This window comes from Nocardia sp. 2TAF39 (assembly GCF_052114905.1).
In the GTDB taxonomy this organism is placed as follows: Bacteria; Actinomycetota; Actinomycetes; order Mycobacteriales; family Mycobacteriaceae; genus Nocardia.
In genome coordinates, this window is record NZ_JBFRFQ010000023.1 from 67,592 (window position 1) to 81,327 (window position 13,736).

Here is a 13,736-nt window from a genome sequence, read left to right on the forward strand (position 1 = left end):
AGGACCGATGACATTTCGGCGCGGCTACACCCGCGGAATATTCACCGCGGTAGCCCTGTTGGCCCTTGCGTTCGGCACTTCTGGTTGCGGCCGAACGATCAGTGGGTCCGCCTATCCGGCCGGATCCGGTACCGGGGACACCGTCAACACCAATTTCGACAAGCTGCTGCGTGAATGCGAGGTCGTCACCAGCGAGGACATCGCCAAGGCGGTGGGTGCGGACTCCTTCGTCCAGCCGTCCTTCTACGGTGCGGTCTGCATGTGGGATCTGCTGGGCGCGCCCGGCGGCGACGCCATGGTGACGCTCAATTGGTACGAGGTCGGTGCGCTGAACAACGAGAAGGCCAACAACGACAGGCTCGGCTACAGCACCAACAACATCACCGTGGAGGGCAGGCGCGCGTTGGAGACGCGCCGTCCCAACGATCCGGACTCCTGCGGCGTGAGCGCGGGCGCGGCAGATCAGGGCGTCATCGGCTTCTGGGTCAACTACCATCCGGGCTCGAGCCACCCCGACCCGTGCGGGGCGGCGAAAAAGCTGGTCGAGTTGACCTTGAATTTGGCGCGGTAGCGGGGGGCCATACCACCCGCTTTGACCCTGTGTCCCGGCCGCGGGTATCGTGGATCGCTGTGCCCGGAAGCATGCGGGCAAGTTCGTACGTGATCGTAGGCCAGCGAAAGCGGCTGACCACTCCAGCGTGCCCAGATTTCGGGCTTCGCGCCGCGTGCGACACGCCCGACCTCGGGACGCGAGAAACGTGGCCGGACGTGCGAGTGAAAGCTCGATGACAGCGACGTGAACGACGGGCCCGGAGGCGGAAGCTTGCGTGACCACGAAGGGCCCCGGGAGCGTCGCCAACTAAACAGACATGAAGTTCCAGACACCGCGTTAACTAATAAGGAAAGCCGGTCTATGCCAACCATCAACCAGCTGGTCCGCAAGGGTCGCCGCGACAAGGTCGCCAAGACGAAGACCGCGGCCCTCAAGGGGAGCCCGCAGCGTCGTGGCGTGTGCACCCGTGTGTACACCACGACCCCGAAGAAGCCGAACTCCGCGCTGCGCAAGGTCGCGCGTGTTCGCCTGACCAGCGCGGTCGAGGTCACGGCCTACATCCCGGGCGAGGGTCACAACCTGCAGGAGCACTCGATGGTGCTCGTGCGCGGCGGTCGTGTGAAGGACCTTCCCGGTGTCCGCTACAAGATCATCCGCGGCTCGCTCGACACGCAGGGTGTGAAGAACCGCAAGCAGGCCCGCAGCCGTTACGGCGCCAAGAAGGAGAAGAGCTGATATGCCACGCAAGGGCCCCGCACCCAAGCGTCCGCTGATCAACGACCCGGTCTACGGTTCGCCGCTGGTTACTCAGCTGGTCAACAAGATCCTGCTGGATGGCAAGAAGTCCACCGCCGAGCGCATCGTCTACGGCGCGCTGGAGCAGGCGCGCGAGAAGACCGGCACCGACCCGGTTGTCACCCTGAAGCGCGCGCTGGACAATGTGAAGCCGTCGCTGGAGGTGAAGCCCCGCCGCGTCGGTGGCGCCACCTACCAGGTTCCGGTCGAGGTCCGTCCGGGCCGCGCCAACACCCTGGCCCTGCGCTGGCTGGTCAACTTCTCGCGTGCGCGCCGAGAGAAGACGATGGTCGAGCGTCTGGCCAACGAGCTGCTCGACGCCAGCAACGGCCTCGGTGCCTCCGTCAAGCGTCGTGAGGACACCCACAAGATGGCAGAGTCCAACCGCGCCTTCGCGCACTACCGCTGGTGACGTCTGCCCGGCCCGTCGTCTGGGTCGGGAGGCACAGCCGGGACGCGGCACTTACCTGCCGCGTCCGGCGTTGACATAGAGACGACCACAGGGTCGTCCCCGATAATCCCAACTAGCTACGAGCGGGGAAGATTTCCGTGGCACAGGACGTGCTCACCGACCTGAACAAGGTCCGCAATATCGGCATCATGGCCCACATCGACGCGGGCAAGACGACCACAACTGAACGCATCCTCTTCTACACCGGTATCACCTACAAGATCGGTGAGGTCCACGACGGCGCCGCCACGATGGACTGGATGGAGCAGGAGCAGGAGCGTGGTATCACCATCACCTCCGCGGCTACCACGTGCTTCTGGAACGACAACCAGATCAACATCATCGACACCCCCGGGCACGTCGACTTCACCGTCGAGGTGGAGCGGTCGCTGCGCGTGCTCGACGGCGCCGTCGCGGTGTTCGACGGCAAAGAGGGTGTCGAGCCGCAGTCCGAGCAGGTGTGGCGTCAGGCCGATAAGTACGACGTGCCGCGGATCTGCTTCGTCAACAAGATGGACAAGCTCGGTGCGGATTTCTACTTCACCGTGCAGACCATCAAAGACCGCCTCGGCGCGAAGCCGCTGGTCCTCCAGCTGCCGATCGGGGCGGAGGACACCTTCGAGGGCATCATCGACCTGGTCGAGAACAACGCCAAGGTCTGGCGGGGCGAGACCAAGCTCGGTGAGCAGTACGAGGTCGTCGAGATCCCCGAGGACCTGAAGGAGAGGGCCGAGCAGTACCGCCAGGAACTGCTGGAGACCGTCGCCGAATCCGACGAGGCGCTGCTGGAGAAGTTCTTCGGCGGCGAGGAGCTCACGGTCGAGGAGATCAAGGGCGCCATCCGCAAGATGACGGTCAACTCCGAGTTGTACCCCGTACTGTGCGGCTCCGCGTTCAAGAACAAGGGTGTGCAGCCCATGCTCGACGCGGTCATCGACTACTTGCCCTCGCCGCTGGACGTGGAGGCCACGACCGGCCACGTGCCCGGCAAGGAAGAGGAGCTGCTGACCCGCAAGCCGAGCGCCGACGAGCCGTTCGCGGCGCTGGCGTTCAAGATCGCGGTGCACCCGTTCTTCGGCAAGCTGACCTACGTCCGCGTGTACTCCGGCAAGGTCGACTCCGGCGCACAGGTCATCAACTCGACCAAGGGCAAGAAGGAGCGTCTGGGCAAGCTGTTCCAGATGCACTCCAACAAGGAGAACCCGGTCGGCGCCGCCTCGGCGGGGCACATCTACGCGGTCATCGGCCTCAAGGACACCACCACCGGTGACACCCTGTGCGATCCGCAGAACCAGATCGTGCTCGAATCCATGACCTTCCCGGACCCGGTCATCGAGGTCTCCATCGAGCCGAAGACCAAGTCCGACCAGGAGAAGCTGGGCACCGCGATCCAGCGTCTCTCGGAAGAGGACCCGACCTTCTCGGTCAAGCTGGACCAGGAGACCGGTCAGACCGTCATCGGCGGTATGGGCGAGCTCCACCTCGACATCTTGGTCGACCGCATGAAGCGCGAGTTCAAGGTCGAGGCGAACGTCGGCAAGCCGCAGGTGGCCTACCGCGAGACGATCACCAAGCCGGTCGAGAAGCTGGAGTACACCCACAAGAAGCAGACGGGTGGCTCCGGCCAGTTCGCGAAGGTCATCATCGCTGTCGAGCCGTTCGTCGGCGAAGACGGCGCGCACTACGAGTTCGAGAACAAGGTCACCGGTGGCCGCGTGCCGAAGGAATACATCCCTTCGGTGGACGCCGGTGCGCAGGACGCCATGCAGTACGGTGTGCTCGCTGGTTACCCCCTGGTGAACCTGAAGGTCAAGCTGCTCGACGGCGCGTACCACGATGTGGACTCGTCGGAAATGGCGTTCAAGATCGCCGGCGCGCAGGCGCTCAAGGAAGCGGCTCGCAAGGCCGGTCCGGTGATCCTCGAGCCGCTGATGGCGGTCGAGGTCACCACGCCCGAGGACTACATGGGCGATGTGATCGGCGACCTGAACTCCCGCCGTGGCCAGATCCAGGCCATGGAGGAACGCAGTGGTGCCCGTGTCGTCAAGGCGCTGGTTCCGCTCTCGGAGATGTTCGGTTACATCGGTGACCTGCGGTCGAAGACCCAGGGCCGGGCGAACTACTCCATGGTGTTCGACTCGTACGCGGAGGTTCCGGCCAACGTGTCGAAGGAGATCATCGCCAAGGCGACCGGCGAGTAACACCGTTCGGGGCAAGTGGGACACTTGCCCCGACAGCCGGGCGTCAGCACGACCCCATTCAATAACCGCACTGCTGCAACTGCACGCACCAACAAGTCCAGGAGGACAAAGAAGTGGCGAAGGCGAAGTTCGAGCGGACGAAGCCGCACGTCAACATCGGCACCATCGGTCACGTCGACCACGGCAAGACCACGCTGACCGCAGCGATCACCAAGGTGCTGTCTGACAAGTACCCGGATCTGAACGAGAGCTTCGCATTCGATCAGATCGACAAGGCGCCRGAGGAGAAGGCTCGTGGTATCACGATCAACATCTCCCACGTCGAATACCAGACGGAGAAGCGCCACTACGCGCACGTCGACGCGCCGGGTCACGCCGACTACATCAAGAACATGATCACCGGTGCGGCGCAGATGGACGGCGCCATCCTCGTGGTCGCCGCGACCGACGGCCCGATGCCGCAGACCCGTGAGCACGTGCTGCTCGCCCGTCAGGTCGGCGTGCCCTACATCCTGGTCGCGCTGAACAAGGCTGACATGGTCGACGACGAGGAGATCCTCGAGCTCGTCGAGATGGAGGTCCGCGAGCTGCTGGGTTCGCAGGAGTTCGACGAGGACGCGCCGGTCGTGCGGGTCTCCGGTCTGAAGGCGCTCGAGGGCGACCCGAAGTGGACCGAGTCGGTTCTCGAGCTGATGGCCGCGGTCGACGAGTCCATCCCGGACCCGGTGCGCGAGACCGACAAGCCGTTCCTGATGCCGGTCGAGGACGTGTTCACCATCACCGGTCGTGGCACCGTCGTCACCGGTCGCGTCGAGCGTGGCGTGATCAACGTGAACGAGGAAGTCGAGATCGTCGGCATCCGTCCGGAGAAGACCAAGACCACGGTCACCGGCATCGAGATGTTCCGCAAGCTGCTCGACCAGGGCCAGGCCGGCGACAACGTCGGTCTGCTGGTTCGTGGTATCAAGCGTGAGGACGTGGAGCGCGGCCAGGTCGTCGTGAAGCCGGGCACCACCACCCCGCACACCGAGTTCGAGGGCCAGGCGTACATCCTGTCGAAGGACGAGGGCGGCCGCCACACCCCGTTCTTCAACAACTACCGTCCGCAGTTCTACTTCCGTACGACTGACGTGACTGGCGTTGTGACCCTGCCCGAGGGCACCGAGATGGTTATGCCCGGTGACAACACCGAGATGGCCGTCAAGCTGATCCAGCCGGTCGCCATGGACGAGGGTCTGCGCTTCGCGATCCGCGAGGGTGGCCGCACCGTCGGCGCCGGTCGCGTCACGAAGATCATCAAGTGATTCGCTGAATCGCTGAGAACGGCGCCGCTCCTTCGGGAGCGGCGCCGTTCGCGTTTTCTAGACGACCTCCAGCCATCTTGGCAGACATCTCAGATTCGCACTCCACGGGTAATTGTGTACACACTCGGGTACACAATTGGGATGTTGATCGAGACCCTGTCGGTACGTGAGGCACGCGAGCAGCTCTCTGGAGTACTGGCGCGGTTTCGCCGCGGTGATCGCACTCCAGTCGGCGTCGGGTCCCACCGCAGAACCGAGGCGGTGGTGGTGCCGGTCGAAGTATTCGAAGAATTAACTGCGGAACGTGCCCAATCGGTACGGCAAGCGTCGGCTTCGATTCGGGCCGAAGGGCTTTCGTCCAGTTCGGATGCCGATGCGATCCTCTAACAGTGGGCCCAGGACGAGATCAGCACAATCCAGATGCGCGAGCGCGTGCGGCGCTTGCACGGCCTGCGGTGACGGTAGATCCATACGTAGATCCCGAGTCGGGTGTGCTGTGCAACCGTCTTGAGATTCTCGATGCTGATCTGCTGCGCCGGGTCGAATCGGATCTGAGTCTTGCTGCGCTGGCGGACTTGGGAACTCGGATTCTGCCGGGAAGTTACGATCTCGATCATCTTCGGGCGTTCCATCGGGAGATTTTCGGTGACCTGTTCTCCTGAGCAGGCGAGATCCGGGTGGTGGGAATCGCGAAGTTGGATCCGTTTTGCCTGCCGCAGCATATCGAGCCTTATTCGGCGGATGTGTTCAGCGGGCTTGCAAAAGAGCGGTATCTGCGGGGATGTTCGCGTGATGAGTTCGTCGAACGGCTGACGCACTACTTCGCTGAAGTAAATGCAATCCATCCGTTTCGCGACGGCAACGGGCGCACACAACGAGCTTTCTTCCGGCAGCTCTGCCATGAGGCAGGATGGGGCATCGACTGGTCTTCACTCGATCGCGACGACAACGTGCGGGCCTCGATCGCATCGTTACGCGGCGACAATAATCGCGCTCCGCGACCTTCTGGACTCGTTGATAAGGCCGCTCTGCGTGAGATCGGCGGAGTTGGCGTCGTAGATGAGGGTCTGTGCTGCGCGATCCAGGAGAGGCGCCGGTCGCGTCACTGAGTTCGGCGTTTCGAGAGCGGCTTCGACGTCGCGAATTTCACTCCTTGTCCCTGGTGTGATCGGCTCAGCAGGTGTAGGCGCGGCCGACGGAGGGTTCGCGTTGCGATTCGGGAACTTCTTGTAGGCAGCCGAACGGGACGATGCCTTCGTCGCTGATCTGCACACCGGTGCGCTCGGTGGGGTTCACGCAGGTGAGGCCGGTAGTCGCGAGGCGGCAGGTGTAGTTCCCGAAGGTCAAGGTGCCGTCGTACGGAAGCGTCTGCCCTTTGCCATTGATGAAAAGCCCTGGGTCGCCGCGGAATTGGCCGACTGTCAACCGCTGCCCGGAGTAGGAGACAAAGCCGCCGAACCAGTTCCCATAGCCTTCCCGGGGCTGGGGCATCGGCGCCTTCAGCTCGACTTCGCAGTCGAATCCCTCGAGGCTGTAGGCGACACCGGTGATACAGCTGATCTTGCCGGTCGGGCTGACGAACGCGATGTCGGTCTTCAGATCGGTGGCCGGTCCGTTGCCGATCCTCGCCGAATGAAAGCCTCCGAGATCGATCGGTGTCCCCTGCTGAACCCATGAGATCCGATCCTGCAAGCCGCTGTCCCGGCTGGGCTTCGCCGCCGACGAAGTGTTTGTCTGTGACGAACTGCCCGCCACCCCCTGTGGTTTCCCTGCCGTGGTCTGGGAGCAGCCGCTCAGCACCAGGACAATCGCTACAAGTGCCGCAATCCGCATAGGGCAACAGTAGCCGTTGCGCCGCACCCTTTTCCGGCTCTGGCGACCCGACGCCTATCACCGCCGCCTCTCGTCGTTGAGGCCACCGCCTGAGCCATCGCGTTCGGACACCCCGTGTCTGCCGCATACCCAGTAGCGGCGACCCGCGCGACCACCCGCCATCAGCATCGGGTGGAGTCGAGGGGACGGATCACGCGGGCGGGGTTACCCGCCGCGACGACATCGGCGGGCAAGTCGCGGGTGACAACAGCGCCGGCACCGACCACAGTGTTGTCACCGATCGAGACCCCTGCCAGCACGATGACGCCACTGCCCAGCCACACGTTGTCACCGATCGTGATCGGGGCCGCCGATTCCCACTGCGCGCGCCGTTGGGCTGGATCGAGCGGATGGGTGGGCGTCAGCAGCTGCACGTTGGTGCCGATCTGTACGTCATCGCCAATAGTGATGGCGACGTCGAGCGCAATAAGCCCGAAGTTGACAAAACTGTCCGACCCGATGCTGATCCGGCTGCCGTAGTCCACCCGCAGCGGCGGCGATCTCTGTCCGCTCTCCTACCGCGCCGAGCAACTCGACCAGGAGCTCCCGCCGCCGAACTACCTCCCGCATAGGTGTGGCGTTGAACGCCTCCATCAGGTCCATCGCCTGCAGGTTCTGCTCCACCAGCACCGGATCATCAGCTGGATACAGCTCACCCGCGAGCATGCGATCGTGCATCGAACGCTCATCCACCACCACACCAACAGTAGACCCGACTGACCCCACACTTCGTCACCATGGCTCCGAACAGCGCACCCTCTCGATCGGCAACGGCACTTTGCCGCTGCGTAGCCGTCCACCTGGGGTATTGCCCCGACGCCACTTCGGAAACCAGGCAGCGGTCCATAACCGGAGAGGTCATCGCGGAGGGATGGTGAGTCCGTTAGCGTCAGGGCGACAGATGACGACCGACGACTCGGAGGGATCATGAGTAAGACCGCCCTGGACGCCGAGCTCGGGATCACGGAGGGTGTGTTGGAGCACGGCTTGCCGTATCTCGCGATCGGTGCCGGCCGGCCCCTGGTGTTCCTGCGCTGGTTCACTCCCGACCACGCAAACCCGCGCGGCTGGATGCGGGATTCCGAGATCAAGGTGTTGGCACCGTTGGCGCGGCAGTTCCGGGTGTACGCGGTGAATCGTGCGCCAGGGATGGCCGAGGGCACCACGATGGGCGATATCGCCGCCGAGCACGCGGACGCATTGCGCGCCCAGTTCGGGGAACCGGTCGATGTGCTCGGCATCTCATCGGGTGGTTCGGTCGCATTGCAGCTTGCCGCCGACCATCCCGGTGTCGTGCGCCGACTTGTCATCGCGTCGTCGGGGTACCGGCTGGATCCCGTCGCGAAGGAAGGTCAGATGCGTTACGCCGACGCGGTTTTGCGCGGCCGCCCGGCGATGCATCACTTGGCGGCGAGTACCTTCGCTTCGCCCGTGGCCGCCCGGCTCGCCGCCGTCGCCATGCGGTTGTTCGACCCGTTGAGCCGGCCGAAGAACCCCGCCGACACATATGCCTTCCTGCACGCCGAAGATCAGTTCGACCTCGACGAACGCCTCGGTGACATCACATCCCCCACCCTCGTCATCGGTGGCGAACGCGATGCCGCTTACAGCACCATGAACTTTCGCCGTACCGCCGACGGCATCCCCGAGTCCCACCTGGTCATCTACCCGGGCGCCAGCCATGTGGGCGCGATCAAACACCCCCGCTTCGCCGTCGACGTCAGCAGCTTCCTCACCCAGCCCGACGGGCCCACTGCCAGCGGCGCTGCCCGCTAACTTGCCGGCTACAGCTGCTCCCAGTGTTCTTCGCACCGCTGCTTGGGTCTCTGCAGATGCCGTGAGGTCTGCCCGCGGCGTTCTGAGCTACACTTGTTTGCCGGATCAGGGTTTTGGGGTGGTGGTCCAGTGGCCGGAGCGGCGGATTCCGCCCGCTGTGCGCGTGGCTGTGTGGATGCGGTGGGCCAGGTGGGCTGGGTCGGCCAAGTCATCCCAGGTCCAGCGGACCACTATCCAGCCGAGGGCGCGGAGGCGGTCTTCGCGGTTCTTCTCGGTGATCACTATCTGTTCGGGGGTTCGAGGCCCGCCTAACGCGCTCTGGTACTCGGTGTTTCCGTCGAACTCTCCGATCACACCGAGGTCGGCGAACAAGAAGTCCACTCGGCCGACGCAGATCTCGTCGTCGGAGAAGACGCGCGCTTGCAGTTCGGGGGCGGGGAGTCCGCATCGGTGCAGCACGATTCTGCTGAGAGATTCACCTGTGCTCTCGCTGCGTCCGTCCAGGAACCCGACGACCTGTGTGGCCTTGCGGCATCCGGGGCGGTGCCGAGCCTGTCGCACGTGCTCCTGTAGCTCGGCGATGGTCGTCAGGCCCTGGCGCAGAGCGGAATCGCCGAGGGCGACGGACTGCTCGAAGCCTTCCGAGCGGGCGATATCGATGATCGTCCGCGCAGGGGTGGTTACCCGGATTCCGTTGACGAGGGTGATCTCGTCAGGCTCCAAGCGTGCCGAGTGCACGACGACACGCCGGCCCATGCGGCCGCCGTTGATGCGATCCCTGGTCAGGTGTACGCGGTCGAGCGGAATGTCCCAGGTCGACATTCCGTGCAGCACTGCTGCGGAACAGTGGCTGGTGATCGCGGAATCGCACGTCGTCTCCGCGGTTGCGAGCGCCATCAGCAGGTGCCGACCCGTGACGCTGAGGTCGCATCCCGGCGAGTTCAGGTAGTGCCCGGCCCGCAGCCGTTGCCACCTTCCGGTTCGGCAGAGACGACGGAGGTCCTTATCGGACAGTCCGGACGCCAGCGCCTGCTGACGCGAGATCAGTTGCGGTGCTTCCATACGCCGATCGTGCTCGACAGCTGGGCATGGAACACCCATCTCACCATCGAATGTGGATAACACGCACGCTGTGGACAACTTCGATGCGACTGTCTGGGCGGGTGCAGACTGCCGCGACCGTTCGAATTCGCCTGCTCGAAGGCATCCACGGCGCGGGCCGAGTCGACTGCCGATCGCATCGACCCGATCCGACGGCCATGGGCAGCTACGTCTCGGCCTTCCTCGGCAGCCGTCGAAGCCGACGTGACACCCGCGCGCCCCGTATCGACCGTGACACCGGTCGGCGCCTGATCGTTCCGATGGTCTGCCGCGGCCACCGGCTCACTGTGCTGGTGGCGACGGCGTCGAGATCAGGTCGGATCCCGGCCCGCACGTGTACGAAGGATGCGCGAAGTCAGCCGAGCTGTGTCATTCCGGCCGCGACTACCTGGGCGACATTGAGCACCTCGTCCCCGGTGGGCAGGGGAATGCCGTCGAGTGCGTGTAGCCGGTCCGTGCTGGCGATGGCGAACATCGCCGAGACCCACGCGGCAGCGCAGGCGCGGAGCGTGCCGGGGCGGACCGGATCCGGCACGCTCGCCTGGAGCACCCTGGCGGTCACGTCCAGCATTTGATCGCGCAGGTGGCGGAGCTGGCGGCGTACGTCGGGGTGGGTGTCGGCTTCGCGCCACATGATCACCCGAAGCACCGACGAATGGTGGTCGCGCAGGTTCAGGGCGGCGTCGAGATTGACCAGGCTCGCCGCCGGATCGCCAGGCGCCACCAGGGTGCCGATGTCGTCGATCGGCCGTGGGGGTATCCGCTCGGCCATCAGCGCGGTGAGTATCGAGTCCTTGGTCGGAAAGTAGTAGAAGACCAGTCCTTTGGGGACGCCTGCCGCGGCCGCGATGGCCGCCGTCGCGGTGGCGTCGAATCCCTGTGCCGCGAAGAGCTTCTCAGCGGCATCCAGGATGAGCTGTCGGGCGTCGCCGTCGACTTTCGCGCTACGGCGACGCCCGGCGCGCCGGGGTTTCGGCATCTGCATCAGTGATGCGGAACCATGTCGTGCAGCCGGCCCGACACGGTCGGCAGTGCCGCTACCGCGACCACCGCCGTCACTACCCCGACTATCCATGCGGTCCAGGATGCGCCGCGGTACTCGGTGAAGTCCATGACCCAGGGGGAAAGGAACAACAGCACGCCGAACAGGCCCATCGCGTAGTCCGCCGCCGCCATAGCGGGTCGGGACATCTGCGCGAGGCCGGTCAGGGCGATGAGTACGCCGAGCACGATCAGCGACCACATGGCCTTGTCGGTCGTCTCTACCCAGATGGGTGACAGTGCGGCGAAGATCCCGAGCACGACAGCCAGTAGATCTTGCGCGCGGCTCTCGGTGAACATGTGTGCCTCCTCGGGCTGTGAATATGTCCTCTTCTCGGTATAACCCTGATTGACCGCCCGATCAAGATCCATCGAGACACGATTGCGCCGCTCTTGCCTGGACGGATCGGACGTGACGGGCCGCACCGCGAAAAGAAACAAGCAGACGTTAGGGTGAGCTTCGCATGTCGACCAGAACCGGTTGTCCGGTTTCAGCGAAGGGATGGCCGCATGACTGCGCCGATCGTGATCATCGGGGCCGGCCTCGCGGGCCTGCGCACCGCGGAGGAGCTGCGCCGCGCCGGCTACGACGGCGAGCTGGTCCTCGTCGGCAACGAGTCGCGCCTGCCGTACGACCGTCCGCCGCTGTCCAAGCAGTTCGTGCGCGGCGAAACCGATGACACCACGCTGCGGCCGCGGGAGTTCTTCGCCGAGAAAAAGATCGACCTGCGGCTGAGCACCGAGGCCGTCGGCGTCGACACCGAAGCGAGTCGAGTCCGCCTGGCCGACGACAGCACGCTGGCCTACGACCAGCTGATCATCGCCACCGGCCTGCGCCCGCGCCGTTTGCCGGGCCTGCCCGATTCGACCGGCGTCCACGTGCTGCGCGGCCATGCCCACGCCGTCGCGCTGCGCGCCGAATTGGCCGATGCCGCGACGGCGCTCGTGGTAGGTGCGGGATTTGTCGGCTGCGAACTGGCGGCCAGTTTCCGTGCCTGCGGTGTCGCCGTCGTACTGGTCGAGCCGCAGCCGACGCCGCTGGCCTCCGTGCTCGGCGCAGAAGTGGGTGCCCTGGTCGCCAGGATGCACCGCGCCGAAGGCGTCGACCTGCGCTGCGGCACCGGCCTCGACATGCTCCGCGCCGATGACGCGGGCCGGGTGCGCGGCGCGAGGCTTTCCTGCGGCACAGAGATCGCCGCTGACCTGGTCGTGATCGGGATCGGCTCCCGGCCGGAGACCGAATGGCTGACCGATTCCGGCATTGCGCTGGCCGAACCGTCGGCGGGCGGTGGGGTTCTCGCCGACGAGGTCGGGCGCACCTCCGCCGAGGGCGTCTGGGCGGTCGGCGATGTGGCAGCCTGGCTGCACGGGACGGGACTGCGCAATCGAGTCGAGCACTGGACCAACGCGGGTGAACAGGCCAAGCTGCTCGCCTGCGCGCTGCTCGGGGCCGAGCCGCCGACCGCCGCCCGGGTCCCGTACTTCTGGAGCGACCAGTACGACGTCAAGATTCAGGCCCTCGGCACCCCGAACGCCTCCGACGACGTGCAGATCGTCTCCGACGACGGCCGCAAGTTCCTCGCCTACTACTCCAGGGGCGGCAACCTGACCGGCGTGGTCGGCGCGGGCATGACCGCCCAGGTCATGAAGGCCCGCGCGAAGATTGCCGCCAGTGCGCCGGTGACGGACCTACACACACCCAGCTGAGCCCGCACCCCGAGCCGCGCCAGGATCGAAGCCGACGCCGACAGTTCGCACCGCTCACGGCGCAGCGGCGGCACGAGGAGCGAACCCGGTGCTCGAGGACGACGGCGACGACTGGGGATTGCCGGAGGCGCGGGCGTGGCTCGGCGCGCCGCTGTAATACGGTGGTCGAGTGATCGTCGCGCTCATCGACTCGGGTCTCGGGTTGCTGCCTACCTCCGCTTGGTTGCGCAAGTTGCGGCCGGATGTGGATCTGTTGCTGCAGTTGGACCCGGAGGGTGCGCCGTGGGGGCCGAAGCCGGAGAACTGGGTGGTCGAACGGGTGGTGGACGCCGCGCGGACCTCGGTCCGGTCGGGTGCGGACGTGATAGTTCTGCCGTGCAACACCGCCAGCGTCACGGCGTTGGAGCACGTTCGCGTGGAGGTCGGCTCCGGTGTGCCGGTGATCGGCACGGTTCCCGCGATCAAGCCAGCGGCGGCCGTGTGCCGCTCGGTAGCGGTGTGGGCCACCGCGGCGACAACGGCAAGCCGGTATCAAGCCGATCTGATCGCGAAATTCGGCGGCGACGCGAATGTGGTCGGCGTCGCCTGCCACGGTCTGGCGGACGCGATCGATCGCGGTGATCTGGCGGCTGCTCACGCCGCGATCACCAGCGCCGCCGAGCAGACTCCGCGGGACGTGCAGGGCGTGGTACTCGGCTGTACGCATTACCCGTTGGTGATCGATTCGATCATGGCCGCGCTGCCCGACGGCGTCCGTCTTTTCGACAGCGCGCAAGCCGTTGCCGCACAGACCATCCGGCGCATGGACGCCCTCGGCCGCCCGAGTACCGGCAACGGCGAGGTCCGGGTTCTCAACAGTGGCAGGCCCGGTGAACTGCCTGCCAGTGCGGCCGCGTTCGAGTCGGGCCGCATCCTGGGCGCGCAGGAGTGAATGC

General features: G+C 65.4%; 16 protein-coding genes. 10 read left to right on the top strand and 6 right to left on the bottom strand.

Annotation, left to right across the window (positions count from 1 at the left end):
- Positions 1 to 7 precede the first annotated feature (7 nt).
- The 7 genes from AB4Z47_RS16635 to AB4Z47_RS16665 all read left to right on the top strand — a co-directional run bounded on the left by AB4Z47_RS16635 (position 8) and on the right by AB4Z47_RS16665 (position 6,413).
- On the top strand, positions 8 to 571 hold the full coding sequence (locus AB4Z47_RS16635; RefSeq protein WP_441951748.1) for a DUF3558 domain-containing protein: 564 nt from the start codon (positions 8 to 10) through the stop codon (positions 569 to 571).
- Positions 572 to 913: 342 nt separating this feature from the next.
- Positions 914 to 1,288, top strand: a complete 375-nt coding sequence (gene rpsL / locus AB4Z47_RS16640; RefSeq protein ID WP_014353064.1) for a 30S ribosomal protein S12 — start codon at positions 914 to 916, stop codon at positions 1,286 to 1,288.
- Position 1,289: 1 nt separating this feature from the next.
- Positions 1,290 to 1,760, top strand: coding sequence for a 30S ribosomal protein S7 (rpsG, locus tag AB4Z47_RS16645; RefSeq protein ID WP_014353063.1), 471 nt, complete (start codon positions 1,290 to 1,292; stop codon positions 1,758 to 1,760).
- A gap of 137 nt (positions 1,761 to 1,897) precedes the next feature.
- A complete protein-coding gene (gene fusA / locus AB4Z47_RS16650) occupies positions 1,898 to 4,000 on the top strand; it encodes an elongation factor G (RefSeq protein WP_441951750.1) in 2,103 nt (700 codons plus the stop codon).
- A 113-nt stretch (positions 4,001 to 4,113) separates the two neighbouring features.
- The gene (tuf, locus tag AB4Z47_RS16655; RefSeq protein WP_441951752.1) at positions 4,114 to 5,304 is read left to right on the top strand and encodes an elongation factor Tu; all 1,191 of its coding nucleotides are present in this window, start codon (positions 4,114 to 4,116) and stop codon (positions 5,302 to 5,304) included.
- A gap of 455 nt (positions 5,305 to 5,759) precedes the next feature.
- Positions 5,760 to 5,966, top strand: a complete 207-nt coding sequence (locus tag AB4Z47_RS16660; RefSeq protein WP_441951753.1) for a hypothetical protein — start codon at positions 5,760 to 5,762, stop codon at positions 5,964 to 5,966.
- Positions 5,967 to 6,047: 81 nt separating this feature from the next.
- The gene (locus AB4Z47_RS16665; protein ID WP_441951792.1) at positions 6,048 to 6,413 is read left to right on the top strand and encodes a Fic/DOC family protein; all 366 of its coding nucleotides are present in this window, start codon (positions 6,048 to 6,050) and stop codon (positions 6,411 to 6,413) included.
- 64 nt (positions 6,414 to 6,477) lie between these two features.
- On the opposite strand, the gene AB4Z47_RS16670 is transcribed toward AB4Z47_RS16665, so the two are convergent.
- From AB4Z47_RS16670 to AB4Z47_RS16680, 3 genes are all read right to left on the bottom strand, one after another.
- The gene (locus AB4Z47_RS16670; protein ID WP_441951755.1) at positions 6,478 to 7,137 is read right to left on the bottom strand and encodes a hypothetical protein; all 660 of its coding nucleotides are present in this window, start codon (positions 7,135 to 7,137) and stop codon (positions 6,478 to 6,480) included.
- A gap of 161 nt (positions 7,138 to 7,298) precedes the next feature.
- Positions 7,299 to 7,661, bottom strand: a complete 363-nt coding sequence (locus AB4Z47_RS16675; RefSeq protein WP_441951756.1) for a sugar O-acetyltransferase — start codon at positions 7,659 to 7,661, stop codon at positions 7,299 to 7,301.
- The gene (locus AB4Z47_RS16680) at positions 7,570 to 7,854 is read right to left on the bottom strand and encodes a maltose acetyltransferase domain-containing protein (protein ID WP_441951793.1); all 285 of its coding nucleotides are present in this window, start codon (positions 7,852 to 7,854) and stop codon (positions 7,570 to 7,572) included. The genes AB4Z47_RS16675 and AB4Z47_RS16680 overlap by 92 nt, the downstream gene beginning before the upstream one ends.
- Before the next feature lie 249 nt (positions 7,855 to 8,103).
- Between AB4Z47_RS16680 and AB4Z47_RS16685 the strand changes: the two genes are divergently transcribed.
- Positions 8,104 to 8,952 carry an alpha/beta fold hydrolase gene (locus tag AB4Z47_RS16685; protein ID WP_441951758.1) on the top strand — a complete coding sequence of 283 codons (849 nt, stop codon included), beginning with the start codon at positions 8,104 to 8,106 and terminating at the stop codon, positions 8,950 to 8,952.
- 105 nt (positions 8,953 to 9,057) lie between these two features.
- Here AB4Z47_RS16685 and AB4Z47_RS16690 read toward each other — a convergent pair whose 3' ends face one another.
- The 3 genes from AB4Z47_RS16690 to AB4Z47_RS16700 form a co-directional block, all read right to left on the bottom strand.
- Entirely contained in the window at positions 9,058 to 10,014 is a 957-nt protein-coding gene (locus tag AB4Z47_RS16690; RefSeq protein WP_441951759.1) for a type IV toxin-antitoxin system AbiEi family antitoxin domain-containing protein, read from the bottom strand.
- 394 nt (positions 10,015 to 10,408) lie between these two features.
- On the bottom strand, positions 10,409 to 11,038 hold the full coding sequence (locus AB4Z47_RS16695) for a TetR/AcrR family transcriptional regulator (protein ID WP_441951760.1): 630 nt from the start codon (positions 11,036 to 11,038) through the stop codon (positions 10,409 to 10,411).
- A complete protein-coding gene (locus AB4Z47_RS16700; protein WP_327110328.1) occupies positions 11,038 to 11,394 on the bottom strand; it encodes an SPW repeat domain-containing protein in 357 nt (118 codons plus the stop codon). The genes AB4Z47_RS16695 and AB4Z47_RS16700 overlap by 1 nt, the downstream gene beginning before the upstream one ends.
- Positions 11,395 to 11,604: 210 nt before the next feature.
- Between AB4Z47_RS16700 and AB4Z47_RS16705 the strand changes: the two genes are divergently transcribed.
- On the top strand, positions 11,605 to 12,801 hold the full coding sequence (locus AB4Z47_RS16705) for an NAD(P)/FAD-dependent oxidoreductase (RefSeq protein WP_441951761.1): 1,197 nt from the start codon (positions 11,605 to 11,607) through the stop codon (positions 12,799 to 12,801).
- A 169-nt stretch (positions 12,802 to 12,970) separates the two neighbouring features.
- Entirely contained in the window at positions 12,971 to 13,732 is a 762-nt protein-coding gene (locus tag AB4Z47_RS16710) for a glutamate racemase (RefSeq protein ID WP_441951762.1), read from the top strand.
- Positions 13,733 to 13,736 lie beyond the last annotated feature (4 nt).